19 protein-coding genes are annotated in these 23,098 nt (G+C 59.6%); 8 read left to right on the plus strand and 11 right to left on the minus strand.

Annotation, left to right across the window (positions count from 1 at the left end):
• Nucleotides 1-156: 156 nt before the first annotated feature.
• Complete coding sequence (locus tag FRZ40_RS35935; protein ID WP_147237359.1) at nucleotides 157-1,062, minus strand: LysR family transcriptional regulator; 906 nt, start codon at nucleotides 1,060-1,062, stop codon at nucleotides 157-159.
• A gap of 202 nt (nucleotides 1,063-1,264) precedes the next feature.
• Here FRZ40_RS35935 and FRZ40_RS35940 point away from each other — a divergent pair, with 202 nt between their 5' ends.
• On the plus strand, nucleotides 1,265-2,671 hold the full coding sequence (locus tag FRZ40_RS35940; protein WP_147237360.1) for a KamA family radical SAM protein: 1,407 nt from the start codon (nucleotides 1,265-1,267) through the stop codon (nucleotides 2,669-2,671).
• A 62-nt stretch (nucleotides 2,672-2,733) separates the two neighbouring features.
• Nucleotides 2,734-3,075, plus strand: a complete 342-nt coding sequence (fdxA, locus tag FRZ40_RS35945) for a ferredoxin FdxA (protein ID WP_028370804.1) — start codon at nucleotides 2,734-2,736, stop codon at nucleotides 3,073-3,075.
• 39 nt (nucleotides 3,076-3,114) lie between these two features.
• Here fdxA and FRZ40_RS35950 read toward each other — a convergent pair whose 3' ends face one another.
• The 3 genes from FRZ40_RS35950 to FRZ40_RS35960 form a co-directional block, all read right to left on the minus strand.
• Nucleotides 3,115-3,408, minus strand: coding sequence for a DUF1330 domain-containing protein (locus FRZ40_RS35950; RefSeq protein WP_147237361.1), 294 nt, complete (start codon nucleotides 3,406-3,408; stop codon nucleotides 3,115-3,117).
• A 20-nt stretch (nucleotides 3,409-3,428) separates the two neighbouring features.
• On the minus strand, nucleotides 3,429-4,409 hold the full coding sequence (locus tag FRZ40_RS35955; RefSeq protein ID WP_147237362.1) for an Ldh family oxidoreductase: 981 nt from the start codon (nucleotides 4,407-4,409) through the stop codon (nucleotides 3,429-3,431).
• Between the two features lie 82 nt (nucleotides 4,410-4,491).
• Nucleotides 4,492-5,544, minus strand: a complete 1,053-nt coding sequence (locus FRZ40_RS35960) for a proline racemase family protein (RefSeq protein ID WP_028370801.1) — start codon at nucleotides 5,542-5,544, stop codon at nucleotides 4,492-4,494.
• A 604-nt stretch (nucleotides 5,545-6,148) separates the two neighbouring features.
• On the opposite strand from FRZ40_RS35960, the gene FRZ40_RS35965 reads away from it, so the two are divergent.
• Nucleotides 6,149-6,736, plus strand: a complete 588-nt coding sequence (locus FRZ40_RS35965) for a dimethylsulfonioproprionate lyase family protein (RefSeq protein ID WP_147237363.1) — start codon at nucleotides 6,149-6,151, stop codon at nucleotides 6,734-6,736.
• A gap of 99 nt (nucleotides 6,737-6,835) precedes the next feature.
• Here the strand turns inward: FRZ40_RS35965 and FRZ40_RS35970 are convergent, their stop codons facing one another.
• Nucleotides 6,836-7,912, minus strand: a complete 1,077-nt coding sequence (locus FRZ40_RS35970) for an ABC transporter substrate-binding protein (RefSeq protein WP_028370798.1) — start codon at nucleotides 7,910-7,912, stop codon at nucleotides 6,836-6,838.
• Nucleotides 7,913-8,655: 743 nt separating this feature from the next.
• Between FRZ40_RS35970 and FRZ40_RS35975 the strand changes: the two genes are divergently transcribed.
• Nucleotides 8,656-9,327, plus strand: a complete 672-nt coding sequence (locus tag FRZ40_RS35975) for a TetR family transcriptional regulator C-terminal domain-containing protein (protein ID WP_035543967.1) — start codon at nucleotides 8,656-8,658, stop codon at nucleotides 9,325-9,327.
• A 7-nt stretch (nucleotides 9,328-9,334) separates the two neighbouring features.
• Here the strand turns inward: FRZ40_RS35975 and FRZ40_RS35980 are convergent, their stop codons facing one another.
• Nucleotides 9,335-11,008 (minus strand): electron transfer flavoprotein-ubiquinone oxidoreductase, encoded by a 1,674-nt coding sequence (locus tag FRZ40_RS35980; protein ID WP_147237364.1) that lies wholly within the window; start codon nucleotides 11,006-11,008, stop codon nucleotides 9,335-9,337.
• A 233-nt stretch (nucleotides 11,009-11,241) separates the two neighbouring features.
• On the opposite strand from FRZ40_RS35980, the gene FRZ40_RS35985 reads away from it, so the two are divergent.
• Genes FRZ40_RS35985 through FRZ40_RS36000 form a run of 4 tightly spaced genes read left to right on the plus strand, consistent with a single transcriptional unit; the run spans nucleotide 11,242 to nucleotide 14,732 of the window.
• Entirely contained in the window at nucleotides 11,242-12,429 is a 1,188-nt protein-coding gene (locus FRZ40_RS35985; protein WP_028368922.1) for an NAD(P)/FAD-dependent oxidoreductase, read from the plus strand.
• A gap of 10 nt (nucleotides 12,430-12,439) precedes the next feature.
• A complete protein-coding gene (locus FRZ40_RS35990; RefSeq protein ID WP_158647065.1) occupies nucleotides 12,440-13,027 on the plus strand; it encodes a HutD/Ves family protein in 588 nt (195 codons plus the stop codon).
• A gap of 25 nt (nucleotides 13,028-13,052) precedes the next feature.
• Complete coding sequence (locus tag FRZ40_RS35995) at nucleotides 13,053-13,802, plus strand: electron transfer flavoprotein subunit beta/FixA family protein (protein ID WP_028368921.1); 750 nt, start codon at nucleotides 13,053-13,055, stop codon at nucleotides 13,800-13,802.
• Complete coding sequence (locus FRZ40_RS36000; RefSeq protein ID WP_147237366.1) at nucleotides 13,803-14,732, plus strand: electron transfer flavoprotein subunit alpha/FixB family protein; 930 nt, start codon at nucleotides 13,803-13,805, stop codon at nucleotides 14,730-14,732.
• A gap of 157 nt (nucleotides 14,733-14,889) precedes the next feature.
• Here the strand turns inward: FRZ40_RS36000 and hutG are convergent, their stop codons facing one another.
• The 5 genes from hutG to FRZ40_RS36025 all read right to left on the minus strand — a co-directional run bounded on the left by hutG (nucleotide 14,890) and on the right by FRZ40_RS36025 (nucleotide 23,076).
• Nucleotides 14,890-15,693: an N-formylglutamate deformylase gene (gene hutG / locus FRZ40_RS36005; RefSeq protein WP_193567060.1), complete on the minus strand. Its 804-nt coding sequence runs from the start codon at nucleotides 15,691-15,693 to the stop codon at nucleotides 14,890-14,892.
• A gap of 120 nt (nucleotides 15,694-15,813) precedes the next feature.
• Nucleotides 15,814-19,581 carry a bifunctional proline dehydrogenase/L-glutamate gamma-semialdehyde dehydrogenase PutA gene (gene putA / locus FRZ40_RS36010; protein ID WP_240057439.1) on the minus strand — a complete coding sequence of 1,256 codons (3,768 nt, stop codon included), beginning with the start codon at nucleotides 19,579-19,581 and terminating at the stop codon, nucleotides 15,814-15,816.
• A 46-nt stretch (nucleotides 19,582-19,627) separates the two neighbouring features.
• Nucleotides 19,628-20,464 carry an ABC transporter permease gene (locus tag FRZ40_RS36015; protein WP_028368917.1) on the minus strand — a complete coding sequence of 279 codons (837 nt, stop codon included), beginning with the start codon at nucleotides 20,462-20,464 and terminating at the stop codon, nucleotides 19,628-19,630.
• Nucleotides 20,465-20,468: 4 nt separating this feature from the next.
• Nucleotides 20,469-21,701, minus strand: a complete 1,233-nt coding sequence (locus FRZ40_RS36020; protein WP_240057440.1) for an ABC transporter permease — start codon at nucleotides 21,699-21,701, stop codon at nucleotides 20,469-20,471.
• Nucleotides 21,702-21,999: 298 nt separating this feature from the next.
• Nucleotides 22,000-23,076, minus strand: a complete 1,077-nt coding sequence (locus FRZ40_RS36025; RefSeq protein ID WP_147237369.1) for an ABC transporter ATP-binding protein — start codon at nucleotides 23,074-23,076, stop codon at nucleotides 22,000-22,002.
• Nucleotides 23,077-23,098 lie beyond the last annotated feature (22 nt).

Consider the following 23,098-nt stretch of genomic DNA (forward strand, 5'->3'; position numbering starts at 1 on the left):
AGGAGACCGGCTTCCTCGATGATTTAACCTGATCTCATGATGCCGAGGAACCGTTGGCGTCCAGCTAACATCAGTTAGCCAAATGATGAGCTTAAGTGCCGTTTGTTTTCATCAGGCACTGCGTAGTGAATGAAGGCACATTGATCACTTGCGCTTTCATTCCTCGCGTTCGACATAGCGATTTGCTTCCGCAAGCAGCCAGAGCGCGAGCGCTTGTAGTTGCGGTGAGTTTTCCCTGGATTCTGGATAGACCAGGTAGTACCCCTTCTCGCTACGCAGCGACATGCCGGATGGCAGTACAAGTTCGCCAGTAGCCACCTCGTGCGACACAAAAAATCGAGGAACGAGCGCAATACCAAGTCCGGCGCGCGCCGCCTCGACAAGCATCGAGAAGAGTTCGTACCGCTGCCCCCGCATGCAGTCGACATCGTCGATACCTGCTTGCGTGAACCAGTGCCGCCACGCGTCAGGACGCGCTGACTGATGAAGCAACGTGAACTCTGCGACTTCTCGCGGCTCCAGCAGTGTCCTTCCCTTCAAGAGCCGCGGACTGCATACGGGAGTCATATCCTCACCGAAGAGATACTTCGTGATCGACCCTGGCCATATAGGGTCGCCGAAGTGGATGGCTGCGTCAAAGGGCGTATCGGTGAATAGAAAGGGCTCGGCCCGTGTCGTCAGATTGACCGTGATGTGTTCATGCTCTTCGTAGAACCCTGGAAGCCGCGGGATCAGCCATCGCGTGGCGAACGTCGGAATGACGGCAAGCTCGAGGGTGCCGCCAGCGTTCCGGTGAGCCATCGCTGCCAGCGTATCCCGCTCTATGCGGTCGAGATTCCCTCTAACCTGTCTTGCATACACCTCGCCTATCTCAGTCAGGCTGAGTCTTTTCTTGACGCGGTTGAAAAGCGGAACACCCAGATACTCCTCCAGGCTCGCTACCTGTCGACCGACTGCACTCTGCGTCAACGCCAGCTCGTCCGCGCTCCGGGTGAAGCTCAGATGGCGCGCTGCCGCCTCGAAAGCGATCAGCGCTTCGATACTCGGAATTCTTCGCCTCACGTTCATTCCTCAAACGCACAACGTCGCGAGTTTATATCGTTTGCTGCCCTCCGACCATGCAGTAACAATGATTTCAACAACACAAGCGACATTGCCTGGCAACGCGCGCCCCGCGCCACGAAGTATCTGGCGTACGGATTCGCACGGCCATACATTTCGCATTCCTATTCACACTTATCTCCACTTTACAGAGGACAATCCCATGGCTTCCGATTCACTTCCTGCAAAGTTCAAGCCTTACACGCGCCAAACGATCAGCCAGGCGCCCCAGTGGTCGTTGCTCCCGGAAGAGCTTCGCGAAGCGGTGCAGGTTGTCTCTCGCGTGATGCCGTTCCGAACCAACCAGTACGTGATGGACGAACTGATCGACTGGAACAATGTTCCCGACGATCCGATCTATCGTCTGACTTTCCCGCATCAGGACATGCTTTCCCCGTCCGACTACTCGAACCTGAGAGACCTTGTGCTGGTTCGGAAAGACGAGGCCGCGATCGAAGATGCGGTGCGTGGAATCCGGCTCGCGATGAATCCCCACCCAGCTGGTCAGATGACTCACAACGTGCCTTTCATGAACGGCCAGCCAGTGAGCGGGCTCCAGCACAAGTACAAAGAGACGGTCCTCTTCTTCCCCAGCGCCGGGCAGACATGTCACGCATACTGCACCTTCTGTTTCCGTTGGCCGCAGTTCGTCGGAATGGACGATCTGAAGTTCGATGCGCGTGAATCAAGCGAACTGGTCGCCTATCTGAAGCTGCATCCCGAAGTGACCGATGTGCTGATCACCGGGGGCGATCCGCTCATCATGAACACGCGTTCGCTCGCCGGTTACATCGAGCCGCTGCTCGTCCCCGAACTCGCGCACATCCAGAATATCCGTATCGGCACCAAGTCGGTTGCCTATTGGCCTCAGCGCTTCGTGACGGACAAGGATTCGGATGATCTGCTCCGTCTGTTCGAAAAGGTCGTGGCGGCCGGCAAGAATCTGGCGATCATGGGCCACTACAATCATCCGGCTGAAATTCGCACGCCGATCGCGCAGCGAGCGGTGAAACGCATCGTGTCGACGGGCGCCACGCTGCGATTGCAGGCACCGTTGATTCGCCATATCAACGAAGACCCGAAGGGCTGGGTCGAACTCTGGACAACGGGCGTACGGCTGGGTGCCATTCCGTACTACATGTTTGTCGAGCGAGACACGGGCCCAAGCCACTATTTCCAGTTGCCGCTCGCCCGGGCCTACGAGATATTCCAGTCCGCCTACAGTTCGGTATCCGGTCTGGCGCGTACTGTTCGCGGCCCGTCGATGAGCGCGTTCCCCGGCAAGGTCGTGGTGGACGGCATCGTCGAAATCGCGGGCGAGAAGGTTTTCGCGTTGCAGTTCCTGCAAGCGCGTAAGCCCGAGTGGGTTCGCCGTCCCTTCTATGCGAAGTTCGATCCCAAGGCGACCTGGCTGCACGATCTCGTGCCTGCGTTTGGGGAAAAGAAATTCTTCTTCGAAACGGACGCGGAAGCTCCGCACAAATCCCTGCAAGTCGTCACGCGACACACGGGCCGATATGTGCCGGGTGCGACGTCGGAGACATCGCAACCGCTCGCAATCGAAGCGTAATTTCATGGGACGGCCCGCTGGCACGGGCCGTTGCCGGATTCGTTCAACGCCCCGGAGGACGCATGGCGTACGTTGTAACCGAGAGCTGCATCCAGTGTCGTTATACGGACTGTGTCGAGGTCTGTCCCACCGACTGTTTCCGTGAAGGTCCGAACTTCCTGGTCATTGACCCCGATGAGTGCATCGATTGCGGAGTCTGTGCCCCAGAGTGCCCGGTTGATGCGATCTCCTCGTCCGAGGAGATCGCGGGAACAGAGCAGCACGTTTTCATCGAACTCAACGCGTCGCTGGCCAAAGCATGGCCGACGATCACAACCCGACAGCCGCCGCTACCCGACGCGGAAGAATGGAAGGACGTCAAATCCAAGCTAGCGCATCTCGCTCGCGACTCTGTGGCCGGTTGAGTGTCCGTAAAAGAACGCTCGTGAAAACGCAGGCAGCCCCTAAATCAGCTCGCCCTCGAGAATCAGAAGCTCCCGGCTCGATGCCTGCGTCGCAAACCTGGCGGCTTCCTGATACTCCGCGTCCTCGTAGCAAGCCTTTGCCTGTTCGTAGGATGGAAACTCGACGACGATGACTCGCGAGCTTGTCCGAGCTTCTCTGAGCACGGTTTGCGTATCGGGCACCTTTACCTTGGCATCGTACCTGGCGGCGATGGGCGCCCACAACTCACCATATCGCTTCTGCGCGTCCTGATCCTTGACCGCTTCGCCCAGAATGAGCCAATAACCTTTCATTGCTTTATCTCCTGTCGACGTCAGATTGAAGCCTTCCCTGCTGCATACGAACGCACCGTGTTCATAACATCATCCGGAACATCGATTTCGCGAACCGTGATGTGACTACCAGGAATGCGGACTCCGGCACGTGCGAGCCTTTCGAGCTGCGTCGCCAGGCGAGCTTCGAAATCGTTGGCAAACACATCGGCCTTCAGCGCCACCAGGAACAGCCCGATGCCCGGCGTCTCGCTGCCCTCTGCATAGTGAGGCGCGTCCATTGACCAGTTCGCCCCCGTCATGCCCGCCGCGAGAATCTCCATCATCATCGCGATGTTGGCGCCCCGCGCGCCTCCGAATGCCAACAGCAGGCCCTTAATGGCCGCCCTGGCGTCCGTAGTCGGCGCGCCTTGCGCATCCACTGCCCAGCCTTCGGGAATCGCCTCGCCAGCCTCTGCTGCCCTTCGAACGCTGACAAATGCCGTGGCGCTGGACGCCTGATCGATAACGAGAGGCCGTGCGTTGGCCACTGGTGCGCCAAAAGACACGGGGTTGGTTCCGTAGACGGCCTTCCCGCTTTCGAGCGTGGTCATCTGCGCGGTCGCGTTGCAGGTTCCGAGCGCAACGAGCCCTGCTTCCGCGAGCCGGCGGGTGTAGTAGCCAAGCTCACCAACTGTGAAGCTGTTGGACACGGCCAGTGTGACGACACCATAGGTGTTCGCCCTCTCCACGATCTCGTCGAACACCCGATCGTATGCCAGTTGCGCGATGCCGCCCCGCGCGTCAATCCGCACGGCCGCCAGCGCCGGAAACGAGATCTGCGGCTCGGCATGCGCAGCAATTCTGCCTTTGACGAAGCCATCCAGGTAATCCGGAAGATGGGCGAAACCAACCGCCTTGCTGCCGGCGAGTTCAGCCGATATCACCGCATCGGCGAGTGAATGCGCAATCGCATCATTTGCACCTGCACCTTTGATCGCATCGAACGCGATGCGCCGTGCCGCTTCAGCCTCGTATCTCATCGTCTCATCACCAGAATGCAAATGGTGGACGACGCGTGTCGCCCACCTGTTACTGCCCGCGAGGATCATTGGTTGCCGTGCTTCAGGCCCAGATATCGCCCATCGTGAAGCCGTTCACGAAGGGATCGTCGGGGTCGAGAACGTAGGTGTTGTAGCCATAGATCCACGAACGGCCGGAGATGGTCGGAACCACGGCCGGAATGTCGCCGATCTTCGTCTGCTCGACGAGGTTGCCCGTGAATACTGTTCCCAGCACGCCTTCGTGCCGGAAAGGCTGATTGATATCCAGTTGGCCCTTTGCGTGAAGCGTGGCCATCTTCGCGGACGTGCCCGTGCCGCAAGGGCAACGGTCGATAGCGCCCGTCCACGTTGCGGGATTATCGAAGTCGATCGCCCCGCTCGCGACCGTCACCGCGTTCTTCCAGTCTGCATTCGGATTTTCGGTCGGCCCGGACAACTGCGCAATCGTGATGCCGTAGCCAGGATAATGCGGATGCGCAACGGGCAATTGCTCCTGCGCCGCCTTCAGGATCAGCGCGGAAACTCGTGTGATCTCGCGTCCGTGCTCGGGCTTGAGTTCGAGTCCCTTGAACTGGCGAACGTCGGCGATGACGTAGAACATGCCGCCCCAACCCACGTCGACAGTGATCTTGCCGAGGTGGGGCACGTCGATAATCTTCTCGAGATGAGCCGCAAATGCCGGCACGTTCCGGAACGTGACCGACGTCACCTTTCCGTTGCTGCACTCTGCCCGGATACCGATCAGACCTGCGGGCGCTTCGAGCTGAAACTCCGTGACCGGCTCCTGCATCGGAATCATGCCGGTTTCGAGAAGCACCGTTGCAACAGAGATCGTGTTGCCGCCACTCATCACGGGATACTCGACCTGCTCCATGATGATGTAGCCTGCCGCGGCATCGGGGTGCTTCGCAGGCACCACCAGATTGCAGCAGAGCGGCGGATAGCCGCGCGGCTCGCGCAGCATCAGCATGCGGATCTGATCATCGTTCTCTTCGAGCCACTTCATCTGCTCGTAAACAGTGTTTCCCGGAATATGGGGAACGCCGCCGGTGATCACGCGCATCGGCTCACCGGAGTGAGTTTCGACTGCATGAAAAGTGCGTTTGAAAGTCATGATCTTCCCGTTTCGTACATTCTGTGCCAGTAATGATCTTGCTCGACCTCGCGCGAGTACCGCGTTCAGCAGAACGCTTCGTTCCTTACCGCTCTCGCGCGAAATCCACCTTACTAGTTATATCCGAGCACGGCAGCGGACGTCACCTGCGGATTCTCGTCCGTACACCGCATCAAACTCGCCGTCGGCGCCTTCAACAGCCTCCAGTAGCTTCCGTGGCGCGTCGGATCCGGCCTTGCGCGTTCGAAGGTTTCCGTTCGAGTCACCGGGGTCTCGCCCGCCTGATTATGCTGCTGCATGATTCTGACCTCTTCAAACTGTAGTTGCGGTAAGGCTAAGACGGACGATGTACCCAGATCAGACATGCGGCGCATGCGCGCGCGTTCGGGAACCATCAGCCGGAACAGAGACGGCAGGGATTTCTGTGCCCGCCAACCCAGAAGCAAACATACGCCGACGAGGTAGCCGACCCATTAGGTTTGATCCGCGTTGTACTGATCATAAGCGGCGTTTAGGTAAAGGGCGGACGGGAACCTGCGCATCATCATTCGAGTTGTCACGCTGCAACAACGGCTATTCAATCGCCTTTAACAAAGGGGTATTGATGACGACCCGCCCTGAAGTACTAACCGATTTCATCCATGTAGTTCGACTGCTTTTCGCATCTGACCGTCTCCCGCTCGAAGGGCGAAAAATCGCTGAACAAGTGTTCGCGAGACTGGACGAACCGTCAGACGACGGACAGAGGGCGAGTGCACACTATCCGGCTTGCGACTGGCTCGACGCATCGCTCGTTCCCCTTGATGAAGACGTGAGATTCCGTGACATCGCAAAAGCGTTGAAGGCGGTTGCGCCCTTGCTCGGGTGGCGCCGCAGGACATCTGGTCCCCACGGCAGTGCAGGCTACGTCGAGCAGCACGCGAATGGAATCATTTGCGGGCCCGGTGGTGCGGAGAGTCGACGCGACGTTCAGCTTGGACTCACGATCATGCTCCCTCATACGCGGTATCCGGATCACAGCCATCCCCCCGAAGAGGCATACGTGCTGCTGAGTCCCGGCGAATTTCGGCAAGGCGATGGTGAATGGGCTGACCCGGGTTTAGGCGGCGGCATCTTCAACACGCCAAACATCGTGCACGCGATGCGCTCGGATGCGTCTCCATTTCTCGCACTGTGGTGCCTCCTCGTCTAAAGCGGACATATAGGACGGTTGCACAGCGACGCTAACCAACAAGCACACGGAGCACCGCAGACAGTTCTGCGGTGCTCCGTTCACACCATCGTTTGCCCGCTACTTCGCGCCGAGCCACACCGCGAATTTCTGATTCAGGTCGTCCGAATGATCTGCCCAGAATGCCACGTCGACGTCGACGGCAGTTTTCTGATTGGCTGGATTCGTCGGGAGATACGGAGTGACTGAAGGATCAACCAGGGAGATCGACGATTTGCGCATCGGTCCCAATGCAGTGGCGGAACCGAGTTTCGCGAGTTGTTCCGTGGACGTCGAAAAATGAAGAAAGTCCTGAGCTGCTTTCAGGTTCTTCGTTCCCTTCACGACCGCCAGGCCCTCGATGTTCTTCACCTCGCCATCCCATACGAATCCGAACGGCTTCTTGTCCTGAGCGATCGCTGTCCAGATCCGGTTGCAGTAAGCGCTCGTCATCGAGACCTCGCGGTCAGCCAGCAGTTGAGGCGGCTGAGCGCCCGCTTCCCACCAGACAATCGACGACTTGATCGTGTCCAGCTTCTTGAATGCACGGTTTACGCCTTCCGGAGTGCTCAGCACCTTGTACACGTCAGCCGGCTTTACGCCGTCAGCCAGCAGGGCCCATTCCAGAGCGGCTTCGGGCGACTTCCGCAGGCCTCGCTTGCCGGGGAATTTCTTCAGATCGAAAAAATCCGCGACCGTTTTCGGTTCTCCGTTCTTGAACGCTTCCTTGTTGTACGTGATCACGGTCGACCATGCTACGTTGCCGACCATGCAGTCCGTCACGCCTCCCGGCAGAAAATCCGCCTTCGCTGCGGTACCGTTCTTGCCGGCGGGCAGCGCTGCGACATTGACCTTTTCGAGCAGCCCCTCGTCGCAGGCTCGGATCGCATCGGCCATCTGGATATCGACGACGTCCCAGGTAACGTTGTTGGTCTGAACCTGGCTTCGGATCTGGGCGATGCCGCCGTTGTAGACGTCGGTCTTCACGTTCGTGCCGTCCTTCGCAGCGAACGGCTTCGCCGCTGTTGCGATCTGGGCATCCTGGTATGAGCCGCCCCAGCTCGCAAATACGATATCGGCCGCGCTAGCAGAGACACTTCCGACCGCGGCGGCGACCAGCAGCGCAAGCTTCGCTGAATGGTTGAATTTCAGTTTCATGCTCTCTTCCTTCGTATCGACGTCCAGTGGCACTGGTGAAGCCAATCGTCTTGGTTAAAAAGAAATACTTCTTTGCAAACTGCTTACTTCGAACCACCACCCCGTAGTACTGCAAAGTCGGAAGAGCCGACGACAACACGACGCCGATCGGCATCGCCCTCCCTTCCTTCATCTAGCGCCAAGATTAGTCCTTGTTATCGATAATACTTAAGGACTACTACGCATTACCCATCGAATTTCCACTTATCGGAACGATGGAGTAGTACGGATATCGCTTCTGTACGCAGAACTCGAACGTAGCTCCGTCGACTACCGTCAGACAGAATCACGTCAGCATGCGCGCTCCGAAAATTGAACCAATGACCAACATGGATTCTGGCGCAAGGTCCTGCGCCGTTTCTATCAAGCTGAACATCGGTTCAATTCATCCGTACACAAGTTCAATATATACGCGATTTTTCGTCGTCAAAAATATTTTTTCAATGCATTATTGCCTGATTTCCGCGAAAACCGGGGTATTCACCTACTTTTCGCCACGAAATACCGTGAACAATCGTTCAGCATCCGATGGCACACCGACTCCTTATTCGTGAACACTTGTTCAGTCAAAGGGTATGCTTTGATCGTCGGTGGAACGCCAGAGTTTCCCGATGGAAGGAACGGCTCAGGGCCGGATGCACGTTCGGGATAAACTGACAAACTTAACGCAGGGGTGTCGGGTGCAAAGAACAGACAAGGAAACAATGCAAACAACGTCGACGACGTCAACCGCTCTGAAGGACGACAGGAAGGAAGATCCCGGCCCCTACGATGGAATGAGGCTGAGACTTATCGAGTCGACGCTGGCGGTAGTTGGCGATGTCGGCCTCGAGAACCTGACCATCCGGCGGGTCAGCGATCACGCTGGCGTGTCGGTCGGCCTTGTTCATCATCACTTTGATAACAAGAAAAGTCTGGTCTACAAGACGTTCGAGCATCTCATTCGCAGAGTACGTGACCAGTTGACGACCGGTCGCAGGGGCATCGCGAATCCCGTCGAGCGAATGAAGTTCACGGCAGACTTGTGCTTCAGCGATGAAGTGATGAGTCCAGGCGCAGCCAACGTATGGCCGCACATGTGGAGCTCGTCCGCTCATGACGCGGAAGTACAGAGACTTTGCGCGGCGTTTTCGAAGCGCTTGAGATCCAACTTCATTTTCGATCTGCGACAGGCTGGCTGTGACCACACGATGGCAAGAATCCACGCGATTCAGGCCCTTGCTCTTGTTCACGGACTATGGATCGAACATCGCGTTGCCGCCAGCGTGACGATCGACGAAGTGATCGGGATCTTTCACGGGATGATCGACGACGCGACCAGACAGATATGGAAACTGAACATGTCCAGGGCCGCCAAATCCGCTACCGTCAGTTGAACACCGTCTACATGTTCGGATAGTTCGGACCGCCGCCACCTTCGGGCGTGACCCACACGATGTTCTGCGTCGGGTCCTTGATGTCGCACGTTTTGCAGTGGACGCAGTTCTGCGCGTTGATTTGCAGACGATCCTCGTTACTATCCGCTTTCACGAATTCATAGACACCTGCCGGACAGAAGCGCGCTTCCGGGCCCGCGTAGGTTCGCAGATTCACGTTCACGGGGACGCTCGCGTCCTTGAGCGTCAGGTGCGCGGGCTGGCTCTCTTCGTGATTCGTGTTCGAGATGAATACCGATGAGAGCCGGTCGAACGTCAGCTTGCCGTCGGGCTTCGGATACTCGATCGGCTTGCACTGCGACGCCGGCTTCAGCATCTCGTGATCCCAGTGCTGATGATGCAGCGTCCAGGGCACGTTGCCGCCCATCAGCTTCTGCTCGATGCCGACCATCAGCGTGCCGAGATACAGGCCCTTGCTCATCCACTGCTCGAAGTTACGTGCGCGATACAGCTCGGTGTGCAGCCACGAAGTCTTGAACGACTCCGGGTAAGCCGCGAGTTCGTCGCTCTGACGGCCCGCCTTCACGGCATCGAACGCCGCGTCGGCGGCGAGCATGCCCGTCTTGATCGCCGCATGCGAGCCCTTGATCCGCGACGCGTTCAAAAAGCCCGCGTCATCGCCGACCAGCGCGCCGCCCGGGAATACGAGCTTCGGCAGCGACAGCAGGCCGCCCGCCGTGATCGCACGTGCGCCGTATGACACGCGCTTGCCGCCTTCCAGGAATTTGCGGATTTCCGGATGCGTCTTGTAGCGCTGGAATTCCTCGAACGGCGACAGATAGGGATTCGAATAACCCAGGCCGACCACGAAGCCGACCATCACCTGATTGTTGTCGATGTGATACAGGAACGAGCCGCCGTAAGTCTGCGTATCGAGCGGCCAGCCAGCCGTGTGGATCACGAGACCGGGCTTGTGCTTCGCGGGGTCGATTTCCCACAGTTCCTTGATGCCGATGCCGTAGACCTGCGGATCGGCGCCGTCGCGCAGCCTGAACTTGTCGGAAAGCTGGCGGCCCAGATGCCCGCGCGCGCCTTCGCAGAAGAGCGTGTACTTCGCGTGCAGTTCCATGCCCAGCTGGAAATTTTCCGTCGGCTCGCCGTCCTTGCCGATGCCGAGATTGCCCGTCGCGACACCCTTGACGGAGCCGTCGTCGTTGTACAGCACTTCAGCCGCGGCAAAACCAGGGAAAATCTCGACGCCCAGCGCTTCCGCCTGCTGGCCCAGCCAGCGCGTGACATTGGCAAGGCTGATCACGTAGTTGCCGTGATTCTTGAAGTTGTCGGGCAGCGCCCAGTTCGGCACCGATTTCGCGCCCGTTTCGTTCAGAAACAGGAAGCGGTCTTCCGTCACCTCGACGTCCAGCGGCGCGCCTTTTTCCTTCCAGTCCGGGATCAGTTCGTTCAGCGCGCGCGGGTCCATCACCGCGCCCGAGAGGATATGCGCCCCGACTTCCGAGCCTTTTTCGAGCACGCAGACGCCGATTTCGACGCCTTTTTCGGCGGCGCGCTGCTTCAGGCGAATGGCCGCGGACAGGCCGGCCGGGCCGCCGCCGACGATCACGACGTCGTACTCCATAGATTCCCGTGGGCCGAATTGCTCAACCAGACTTTGCGCGTTCATATTCAACGTACTCTTATCAGCATATCGACGATCAACCGAGCGAGATCCTAGAACAAGTGAATTTGTGGACCGTCCGATATAACCCGCGCTTATGCTAGTTTCAAGATCCGTTTAATTAGCCGGGCACCTCCTCGCGATACTTAAACTAAAAATAGAGCGCGCTTATATTCCTACACCACATTATTTCCGGTCGCACACTTGCGTCACACCTTGCTCAATGAAGGACGCAAACCGTGAACAATTTCGATGTGGTTGTGATTGGCGCCGGCGTGATCGGCACTTCCGTAGCGTTTCAGCTTTCCAGGCTCGGAGCGAAGAACGTTCTCGTGCTGGATCGTGGACTGATCGGCGCCGGAACGACCTCTCAGTCGTCCGGCATTCTGCGCACGCACTACTCCGTCAAGGAAAACGTCGAGCTCGCGAGGAAGTCGTGGGAGGTCTTCAACAACTTCTCCTCCTACCTGGGCGACGACGAAGCGTCATGCGGCCTGGTGAAGTGCGGATACATGATCGTAGCCAGCGAGGGCGACAAGATCGAACCCTTGCGCGCTTCGCTGAACCAGCAGAAAGAACAAGGCATTCCGCTCGAATTGCTGAGCCAGCAACAAGCCAAAGAGTTGATGCCTATTGCGCGGTTCGACGATGCAGCCCTTATCGGTTACGAGCCGGAAGCGGGTTTCGCGGATGCATATCTCGTCGCAACGAGCTTTGCGCGCGCGGCGCGCCGCGGCGGGGTGACGGTCAAGGAAAATGTCAACGTCAACAAGATTCTGTTCGAGAACGGGAAGGTCGTTGGCGTATCGACGAGCATTGGCGACTTCAGCACATCCACGGTGATCAGCACGCAAAACATCTGGACACCGGAGCTTGCAGGCTGGACGGGTCGCGAACTCCCGGTCATGCCGGAGCGCCATGCCGTGCTCGCGCTCGAATGCGAAGCGGCGAAATATACGTTCAACATGCCTGTCTTCAAGGATCTCGCCTCGCCCGGCATGCTGTACTACCGCAGCTATGGCGGCAGTCAGATGCTGGTCAGCGAAGGCGTCGTCGGCGAGAAGCTGAACGCGGCCGACACCGAGCAAGGTGACATTCCGATGGACTACATCGTCGACGTCGGCGCTCAGGTCGCCGAACGCTTCCCCGAATATGAAACGGCGGGCATCGCTTCGTCGTGGACGGGTGTCTACGACGTGACGCCCGACTGGAATCCTGTCCTCGGCAAGTTGCCGGGAATCGAGGGCCTCATCGTCGGCTATGGTTTCTCGGGTCACGGCTTCAAGCTATCGCCGACAGTCGGCCGCGTGCTTGCGCAAGAGGCGCTCGGTCTGCCGACGGATGTATCACTCAAGCCGTATTCGATCGAACGATTCGCAACGGGCGAACTCCTGACGGGCAAGTATGGCCTCGGCGCCGTTTCCTGAGGACGCGCCGATGTCTGCAGTGATCGTGCGAGAGATCGCGTCAGTGCCTTCCGAAAAATGGCGAAATGGCAAGGGCGTAACGAAAACCCTCGCCATGGACGGTACAAACTGGCGCGTCAGCATTGCAGAAGTCGAACGCGACGGCCCGTATTCGACGTTCGAAGGTATGACGCGCCTATCCATCGTTCTCCGCGGCAATGGTGTCGTGCTGCGTGCCGACGATCTGATCACGACACTGACACCGCTCGCTGCCGCCGAATATGACGGCGCGATCTCGTGGGACGCTTCGTTGACAGACGGGCCAGTCACCGCGCTCAACGTCATGTGCAAACGATCAGTCCGTCGCTCAACCATTCGGGCGCTAACAGGTGCAGCGATTGTGCCGGCGGGCGCCAGCGCCATCGTGCTGGCCGTCGGACGTGCATGTCATGTCTCCGCTCTATCGGAGACAGCACTGCAGCGGATCGATGCAAACAGCTTCGCGGTCTTTCGAAATCTGGAACACCCGGTTCGGATCATCCCCGACACGTCCCATGGGGAAGATCGAGGCTTCGGGCTGGTCCCGCAACTGGTGACCGTCGAAGCCGCGACCGCATGACGAACAGGAACTCGAGGAACAACAAATGAAGGTACTGACTGCAGTAAAGCGCGTCGTCGACTACAACGTGAAGGTCCGCGTCAAGGCGGATCAAAGCGGCGTCGATATCGGCAACGTGAAGATGTCGATGAATCCGTTCGACGAGATTGCGACGGAAGCGGCTACCCGACTGAAGGAAGCAGGCAGGGCGACCGAGGTGGTCGCTGTGTCGTGCGGTGTGCCGCAAAGCCAGGAAACGCTTCGCACCGCCCTCGCTATCGGTGCGGACCGCGGCGTCCTCGTGGAAACCGACGCCGAACTGCAGCCTCTGGCAGTTGCCAAGCTGCTCAAAGCCGTCATCGACAGGGAACAGCCGCAGCTCGTCATCCTCGGCAAACAGGCAATCGATGACGACGCCGGCCAGACGGGCCAGCTACTCGCGGCGCTGCTCGACTGGCCGCAGGCAACGTTCGCAAGCAACATCGAGATCGGCGACGGTTCAGCTACCGTGACGCGCGAAGTGGATGGCGGGCTTGAAGTGATCACCATCCGTCTTCCGGCAATCGTCACGACGGACCTGCGCCTGAATGAGCCGCGCTACGTGACGCTGCCCAACATCATGAAGGCAAAGAAAAAACCCGTCGACATCCTGAAGCCTGCCGATCTTGGCGTGGACCCGTCTCCCCGCCTCAAGACGCTGAAGGTCGTGGAGCCAGCAGCACGCAAAGCGGGCGTGACCGTGCCCGATGTCGCAACGCTGGTCGCGAAACTCAAATCCGAAGCAAAGGTGATTTAAATGACGACGCTTGTTATCGCGGAACACGACAACGCTCTGGTGAAGAGCTCGACGCTGCACACTGTATCGGCAGCACAGAACATCGGCGGCGGCGTCCATGTACTGATCGCTGGCAGCAATGCGCGTCCCGCAGCAGAAGCCGCAAGCCGGATTGCGGGCGTTGAGAAGGTCATCCTTATCGACGCACCGCATCTCGCCGATGGTCTCGCGGAAAACGTCGCGGCGCAGATCATCGGCCTCGCCAAAGACTATACGCACGTGTTCTTCCCTGCGACCGCCGCCGGCAAGAACACCGCGCCTCGCGTCGCGGCAAAGCTGGATGCGTCGCAGATCTCGGATGTCATCGCGATCGATGCGCCCGACATCTTCCAGCGTCCCATCTATGCGGGTAACGCAATCGCGACCGTGCAGACGAACGATCCCGTGAAGGTCGCGACGATCCGTGCGACGGCATTCGATGCCGTGTCTGCGGAAGGCGGAAGCGCGAGCATCACCGAAGTGTCCGCGGCAGCCGACACCGGCCTTTCGACGTTCGTACGCCGCGAAATCGCGAAAAGCGATCGCCCGGATCTGACGTCTGCACGTGTGGTGGTATCGGGTGGACGCGGCCTGGGCAGCGCGGAGAACTTCGCGATTCTCGACCCGCTCGCCGAGAAGCTGGGCGCTGCGATCGGCGCTTCGCGCGCCGCCGTGGATTCGGGCTATGCCGCCAACGACCTGCAGGTCGGTCAGACCGGAAAGATCGTGGCGCCGGAACTCTATCTCGCTGTCGGGATTTCCGGGGCTATCCAGCATCTGGCGGGCATGAAGGACTCGAAAATCATCGTCGCCATCAATAAGGACGCTGAAGCGCCGATCTTCGGTGTCGCGGACTACGGGCTCGTCGGCGATCTATTCGAAGCTGTCCCACAACTCACTCAGTCGCTGTAACGTCGACGAATCACGATTTCCCGTCTCCTTGGGTAACTGGCCGGCACCGCAATGCGGTGTCGGCCTTTTTTAATTCAAGAGTGAAGTCTGGATGAAGCGTGGAGGCTTGGGTGTCGGTGGCAGCGGGCCAACAGGCTCGCCCCTGGCTTGTTTGCGGTCAGCGCGTTTCCGCGCGCAGCTGACGCGTCGCGACAATCGCCGCGGAGACCATGCGCTCTACTACAGGTTGAATCTGTTCGGCAAGGTCCTGCCGATAGCTGAACGGCGCATGTTCGTCCATATACGTCGACTGACACATCTCCAGTTGCACCGCGTGGATCCCATCGGACGGTTGGCCGAATGCCCGTGTGATATAGCCGCCTTTGAAGCGGCCATTTTCGACCCACGTAAACGACTGATCCTCGACCAGTTCAGATGAAATCGCGTCGAGGATGCTTGCATCACAGCTGGCGCCTGCATTCGTGCCGATGTTGAGATCGGGAAGCTTGCCTTCGAACAGGCGCGGCAGAACACTGGCAATCGAATGGGCTTCCCACAGCAACACGTGTCCGAATTGCCGTTTCATCGCATCCAGTTCAGCGCGCAGCTTTTCGTGATACGGGCGCCAGTATTCGTCCAGGCGCCTTCCCACCTCGTCCTGCGACGGAGCCTTTCCTTCGGCGTACAACTGTTCGCCGCGAAACGTTTCACTCGGGCATAGTCCTGTCGTCGTTTGCCCCGGATACAGGCTCTCGCCACCAGGTGGCCTGTTGAGGTCGATTACATAGCGGGAGTAGCGCGCGCCGAGAATCGATGCGCCCGCGGACTTTGCAAAGCTGTAGAGGCGATCGAGATGCCAGTCGGTGTCGGCGACAGCATGCGCTGCGTCGGTCATATCCTGCGCGATATCCGCAGGGATCTCTGTGCCCAGATGCGGAATCGAAATCAGCAGCGGAATCCGCCCTTGATGGAAAGTGAACATCGTTTCTTGCACTGCAGAATCTCCTCGTCGGCTATGGAAACGGGCGCGTATACAGTCCGTCGCAAATCAAACGGGGCGGTTTTTACCCGCCCCGTGCTTCACCTTTGTCTTCGTCTTCGCCTAGAGAGCGTCCTCGCTCATCACCATCAGCTGCGTATTGCCGCCCGCTGCGCTCGCGTTGACGGTCGTGACGCGTTCGCGGACCAGTTGCGTCCAGTCGTAGGTTCCGTCATCGCGCGTTACCGCCACGTCGATCATTCGTGATGCCGCCATGCGACGCAGATTGCCGACGCCGCGCTGCTCCGATGTCACCAGAACCACGTCCGGGCGAACGCCGGGCACCTCGCCATCGAGCACCCGGGCCGCATCGGCAGAATCAACGAAACGATAACCGGTGCGGAGCGCAGCTGCAATTTCATCGGCTACGGAGGACTTCATCAGCAGCACGTCATTGCCGAATGCACAGGCCGCTGTTGCCTGAGCCAGTAGCGATTCGACAGAGTCCGCTGCACATAAGACCTGTCCGCGAGGCAGCAACTCGACGGTGTTCTCCTCACCCGTCAGAGCCGGCAAGCTCAAAGGACGGAAACTCTCTGCAAGTCGCAGAAGTTCCGCTTTATACCGACCGATCCGCGCCTGTGCACCGGGATCCAGGCGTCGTGCGGCAGACGTATTCGCGATCGCCTCGACGCGCTGCCGGTAGCTGGCGCGGGCTTGCGCCTGAGCGGTCATCCGGCCGACAAGACGCCCTTCTGCGGAAGCAACCGGAAACTCGAGGTACTTTTCGCTCACGGCCGTCCGGGACGGCGCGAACGGTCCCGTGTCCGCTGCGTATGTGTCGGCGGAAGAACGCGTCAGGCCGATCAGCGTCAACGGCCCCGCGACCATCGATCCCGTGCCGGACGCACCGTTTCCGCCTGCCGGTTGCATGCCGGGGAACGCGGCGTGCATCGCCCGGTTGATGCAGATACTGCTGGCCTCCGAGAACGAAAGGAGATTGCCCGCTGTCTCGTTGATACGCGTGTGCAACCCCTGGACACCACTGCCAAGCGCGTTCAACGCCCTGATCAGAGCTTCCATGCTGCCCGTTTCGTACCGCACGACATGCAGAATCGGTCCTGTCACCGACGGGTCAATTGCCGCAAGCGATCCGACGTCGCCGATATCGGCGATCGTCGGCGCAACGAAGTTGCCATTCCCGCAGCCCGCGCCCAGCTTGCCACGGCTGATCCCAACACCGCGACGTTTCAGTTGCTCGATGTATGTCTCGGCGGCATCGCGCGCCTTGCGGGTAGCCACCGGCCCGACATCCGTTGCGCTGCTCAGCGGATCGTCCGTGTTGCGTTCGCTCAGCATGCCGTTGAGCATGCGCAGCACCTTGTCTGCCGTCGAGTCCTGCAGACACAGAACGCGTAGCGACGACGCGCCCTGACCCGCCGATGTGAACGCGGAAACGATCGCGTCCGAGATGACCTGCTCCGGCAGCGCCGAACTGTCGACGATCATCGAGTTGACGGAGCCATAGGTAGCGATCAGTTTTGCCGGTCGTTCGACAGCAGCGAGTTGTACGGCGATTGCACGCGCGATCTCGCGCGACCCCGCAAAAAGAACAGCGGCGACGCGTTGATCCGAAACGAGCGCTTTCGCCACCGTCGCGCCGTCGCCTAATGCAAGCTGAAGCACGTCTTGAGGCACGCCAGCGCTGTGGAAGACTCTCGTCGCTTCGAACGCAATCAGTGATGCGTCCGACGACGGCTTCGCAATCACAGCGTTGCCTGCAGCGAGGGCGGCCGATACTTGCCCGACGAACGTGCTCAGCGGACTCGCCGAAGGCGTCACGCTGATAACGGTTCCTAGCGGCAGCGCGTCGGCAAGCGCCTTGTCGGCTTTCACCTGGAACGCGTACAACCGGCACAGATTGACAGCCGTGCGGACCTCCTCGGCAGCTTCCGACAGCGTGGCGCCGTTTTCGAGCGATAGCAGCGCCCCGAGTTTTGCCGCATGCGTTTCCAGATCGCTGGCGACCCGCTCCAGGACTTCTGAGCGATCGTCCACCGTTCTGCCGCCCCATGCAGCCATCGCCCGCGCCGCGGCGTCCAGCGCGCCAGCCACACTGTCCATCTTGCAGCTGGCGAAACTTCCGATCGCCTCGACGAGATTGCTCGCGCTATACACCACGGTCGTCGATTCGGATTTTGCATCTGCCGAACCCGCAATCACCGAATACGCGTTCACCCGGTTCTGACGTATGTCCGCCACTACACGCTCGAATTCCGTCGCACCGGCAAAGCTCAGCGACACCGCATTGAGACGTCCCGGCAGCAGGTTGCGTGGCGACGCAATCCCGGCATGTGGCGCACCGCCCGTTCGCGCAGCTTTCGCGACGGGATCTTCGACGATGTCGGCAATGCTGACGGCGGGATCGACGATCTGATTGACGAACGAAGAATTCGCACCGTTCTCCAGCAGGCGACGGACAAGATAGGCAAGCAAGGTCGCGTGCGGCCCGACGGGCGCATAGATGCGGCACGGACGATTCAGCTTCGTGGCGCCGACGACCTGGTCATATACGGTCTCGCCCATGCCGTGCAGACACTGGAACTCGTAAGCCTTGTCACCCGCCAGCGTGTGCACTGCCGCGACTGTAAACGCGTTGTGCGAAGCAAACTGCGGGAAAATCGCGTCCGGCGCGTTGAGCAGCGCCTTCGCGCATGCGATGTAGCTGACGTCCGAATGCACTTTCCGCGTAAAGACGGGATAGCCGACGGCGCCCGCATCCTGTGCGAGCTTGATTTCCGTATCCCAGTACGCGCCCTTGACGAGACGGATATTGATCCTCCGTCCGTTGGCGCGGGCGAGTGCGATGATCCAGTCCGCCACGGCCCTGCCGCGCTTCTGGTACGCCTGCAACGAAATGCCGATACCGTTCCAACCTTTCAGGCTCGGCTCGGCGCAGAGACGCTCGAGCATCTCCAGCGTCAGGTCGAAGCGCGCCGACTCCTCCTGATCGAGGTGAAAGCCGATGCCGTACTTCTTCGCCGTCTGCGCGAGTTGCAACAGGCGCGGATACATCTCGCTCAGCACCCTGTCGCGTTGCGCCAGCTCGTATCGCGGATGCAGGCCCGATATCTTGACGGAAACGCCGGGGCCATCAATCGGCCCTTGACCCTTCGCTTCCTTACCGATCGCTTCGATTGCATGGCGGTACGACTCGAAATAGGCCTGCGCATCCTCATCCGTCAGCGCTGCTTCGCCGAGCATGTCGTAGGTGTACCGGTATCCGCCCGACTCTCGTCCCTTGGCCACGCCGATCGCCTCTTCAATCGTCTGGCCGGTAACGAACTGCTTGCCGAGCATCCGCATCGCGTAGGCGACGCCCGCACGCACCACGGCCTCTCCACCCTTGCGAACGACGCGCGACAACGCTTCCGCGAGCGCGTTCTCATCCGGCTGCTTGAGAAGTTTCCCCGTGAAAAGCAGCCCCCATGCTGTCGCGTTGACAAACAACGACGGCGATTTGCCGATATGCGCGCGCCAGTCTGCATCGACGATCTTGTCCCGGATCAGCTGGTTGCGGGTCTCCGTGTCGGGAATCCGCAGCATCGCCTCGGCGAGACACATCAGCGCGATGCCCTCGCGACTGTCGAGCGAGAACTCCTGCGTAAGCAGGTCGACACCGCCCGCGTTGATGCGTGCATCACGTACGCCCTGCGCGAGCCGCGCGGCGAGATCCTGCGCTCTCGCGAGCGTCGGCGCGTCCATGCGCGCTTCGTCCATCAACCCACGTACGACGACATCCTCGGGGAGCGACGAGGCGTCGCGAATGCGCTGACGCAGCGTGTGAAGATCTGCCGAGCTGCTTTGCATCGATTGGATTTCCGACAGCATGATGAGGTTACCTGGTGAATATCTGATTGGTTGATCGATTTATTGATCAGAACTGGTTGGCCGTTCCGCGCAGACGTTCGGTTCTGCGCCGCAGAAGTTCCAGCGTGACCAGCAGCAACGTCGAGATGACGACGAGCACGCTCGCGACGGCCAGAATCGTGGGACTGAGCTGTTCGCGGATGCCTGCCCACATTTGCCGGGGCACGGTCCGTTGATCGGTGCCCGTCAGGAAGAGCGCGACGACGATTTCATCGAACGAAGTGGCGAACGCGAACAGCGCGCCCGAAATCACGCCCGGCGCGATGATGGGCAGCTTCACCTGCATGAAAACGCGCATCGGAGACGCGCCCAGACTGCGGCCGGCACGGGACAGCGTTTCGTTGAAGCCCGCCAGCGTCGCCGTGACCGTGACCACGACGAACGGCACACCGAGCGCGGCGTGCGCGAGAATCAGACCCGTCAGACTGTTGACCAGACCGAAGGGGCTGAAGGCGAAGTAGACGCCCACGGCTGTGATGATCAACGGGACGATCATCGGCGAAACGAGAATGCCCGTGATGAGCGCCCTTCCCTTCAGGCGTGGATGCGTCAATCCGAGCGAAGCCATCACGCCGAGCGTGGTCGCGAGCAGCGTCGAGACGACGCCCACGATCAGCGTATTTTTCAACGCCAGCATCCATTCGGGGCTGTTGAGGAAATCCTGATACCAGCGCAGACTCACGCCCGGCATCGGATAGGTGAAATACGGCTGCGAGTTGAACGACAGCGGCATCACCACCAGGATCGGGGAAATCAGGAACACCAGTACGGCGATCGACAGGACGACGTGAGCCCATCGTCCCAGGCGTCCCCAGATCGTCACATAAGCGGGAAAACTCAACATTTGATCACCCCAGTTTGACGCCGGCACCGCCGGTCATGCGGACGAATACGCCGTAGATCAGCAGCACGCCGGCGAGCAGGATCGACGCAAGCGCACTTGCGAGGCCCCAGTTCAAGGTGTTGTTGACGTGATTCGCGATGTAGTAGCTGGCCAGTTGATCGTCCGGGCCGCCGACGATCGCAGGCGTGATGTAGTAGCCGACGGCGAGAATGAACGTCAGCATGCCTGCCGCGCCGACACCGGGAAGCGTCTGCGGAAAATACGCCTGAAAGAACGAGCGGATCGGACCTGCGCCGAGCGACCGCGCCGCCTTCATGTAGATGTTCGGCACGCCCTTCATCACCGAATAGAGCGACAAAATCGCGTACGGCAGAAGAATGTGCGTCATCGCAACCAGCACGCCGAAACGGTTGTAGATCAGCGGCAAGCCGTGATCGGTTAAACCGAGATGCTTGAGCACGTCATTGATCACCCCGTTGGTTTGCAGCACGACGACCCACGCGGTCGTGCGAACCAGGATCGAAGTCCAGAAAGGCAACAGCACCATGATCATGAACAGGTTGCTGTAGCGCGCCGGAATGTTGGCGAGAAAGAACGCGACCGGATATCCGAACAGCAGACAGAGCGCACTGACCGCAATGCTCACCCATGCCGTGCGAATGAAAACGCTGACGTAGAGCCGCTCGCTTTCGCCCTGGCGCACGATCGCGCCATGCGTGTCGCGCTTGAAGTCGAATGCTTTCAGGTAGTAGCCGAGCGTCCACGGCGACGATGCGTACTTGAGCGTGGACCACGCCGCGATGTCATTCCAGCGCGCGTCGATTCCCGTGAGACGTTCATGCCACGTGCCCGTGCCTTCATCGCCCAGACGACGCGCCGTCTTCATCAGCAGGCTCCGCATGCCCGCCTCGTCGTAGTTCAGGCGCGATGCTATCCGGCTGACGCCCTCGCTTTCTTTTGCCGCGATGAGATCGCGCGCAAACGCGTCGTACACCTGCTCACCCGGCAGCTTGCCACCGCTCGGATCCCATTCGCGAAGCAACACGGAGGCGTGCGGCATTTCCTGCGAAAGCGTTGGGTCCCTGAAGCTCTTCATCAGCAAGCTTCCGATGGGAACAAGGAACGTTACAAGGAGGAAGATCAGCAGCGGCGCGACCAGCATGAAAGCCTTCACGCGCTCGGTTCGCTCCGCGCTACGGAGTTTTGCCTTGAGGCTCTTCGAGTCGTTCACAGTCATTTGCGGTGACTGGTCTGCGGGCACGGTCATATCGTGGGGAAGTATCATCGTCGTCCAGCGGCTAGCGCCGCGTCCTCCTCGTCAATTCGACACCAAACTTTCGATCCGGATGGAAGTGAATTCGCCATCCGATGCAATCTTTCAGGGTGGAAGTGCGACACAAACGTGCGATTGAAACTTCGCACGCCTCTACCATCCCGGGTTACGTTTGACCGGGATTGTGTCTCCACTAGTTGTACTAAGTTTGTCCGTTTCTTCCGCGCCCGTCAGTGCGATTCGCTACGCGGCTTTCAACCGGTCACTGCAATGCGCGGCAGCATTCCGCCATCCAGCCCACATGCACCGAATCGCCAATGCGCAGTTGACGCGCGACGCCGTTGTTCGGCAGCTTCACGATGAAGTCATTCCTGCCGCATACTTGCATGACGACGCGAAGATGATCGCCGTAGTAGATGAGATCCTTTACGCCACCCTGGAACACGTTGTCACAGTTCTTCGCCAGATCGCCGACTGTCACCCGCTCCGGACGCAACGAGATGCTGGCCGAGCCGGTTCCGCGTACGCTCGGGCCAGCATACGCGTGGATGTTCTGTCCGCTCTCCAGCTTGACGGTGCACCGCTCCCTGTCGACCGACGATACGGTTCCAAGCAGTTCATTACTCTCACCGATGAATCGCGCGACAAACGCGTTCTCAGGATTTTCATAGAGTGCGGGAGGCGGCGCGAGCTGCTGGATGGTGCCGTTGTTGAACACGGCGATCCGGTCGGACATCGTCATCGCCTCCCCCTGGTCGTGCGTCACATAAACGACCGTCAATCCGCTTTGCTCGTGAATCTGCTTGATCTCATACTGCATCTGCTCGCGAAGCTGTTTGTCGAGCGCGCCAAGCGGCTCGTCCATCAGCACCAACGCCGGTTCGAACACGAGCGCACGCGCGACCGCAATGCGTTGCTGCTGCCCGCCCGAAAGCTGTGCGGGCATGCGATTGGCGAACTTTTCCATGTTCACCATGTTGAGCGCGCGCTTTACCTTTCTTGCGATCTCGTCCTTTGGTACTTTCCGCACCTTGAGCGGGAACGCGAGATTCTCGGCAACCGACTTGTGAGGGAAAAGCGCGTAGCTCTGGAACACCATGCCGATGTTGCGGCGCTCCGGCGGAATACGGTTGATCGGCCTCCCCTGAAGCAGGATTTCACCATGCGTCGCGGTTTCGAAACCCGCAAGCATCATGAGACACGTCGTCTTTCCAGAGCCCGACGGCCCGAGCATCGTCAGGAACTCACCCTCCTGAATTTCGAGGTTGAGATTTTTGACGACGAGCGTTTCGCCGTCGTAGGTTTTCTGGACATTCTTGAAAGAGACAATGGTGGACATGACATTTCCTCAGGAGAAGCCG

Origin of the sequence: Paraburkholderia azotifigens (assembly GCF_007995085.1) — a bacterium.
Classification (GTDB): domain Bacteria; phylum Pseudomonadota; class Gammaproteobacteria; order Burkholderiales; family Burkholderiaceae; genus Paraburkholderia; species Paraburkholderia azotifigens.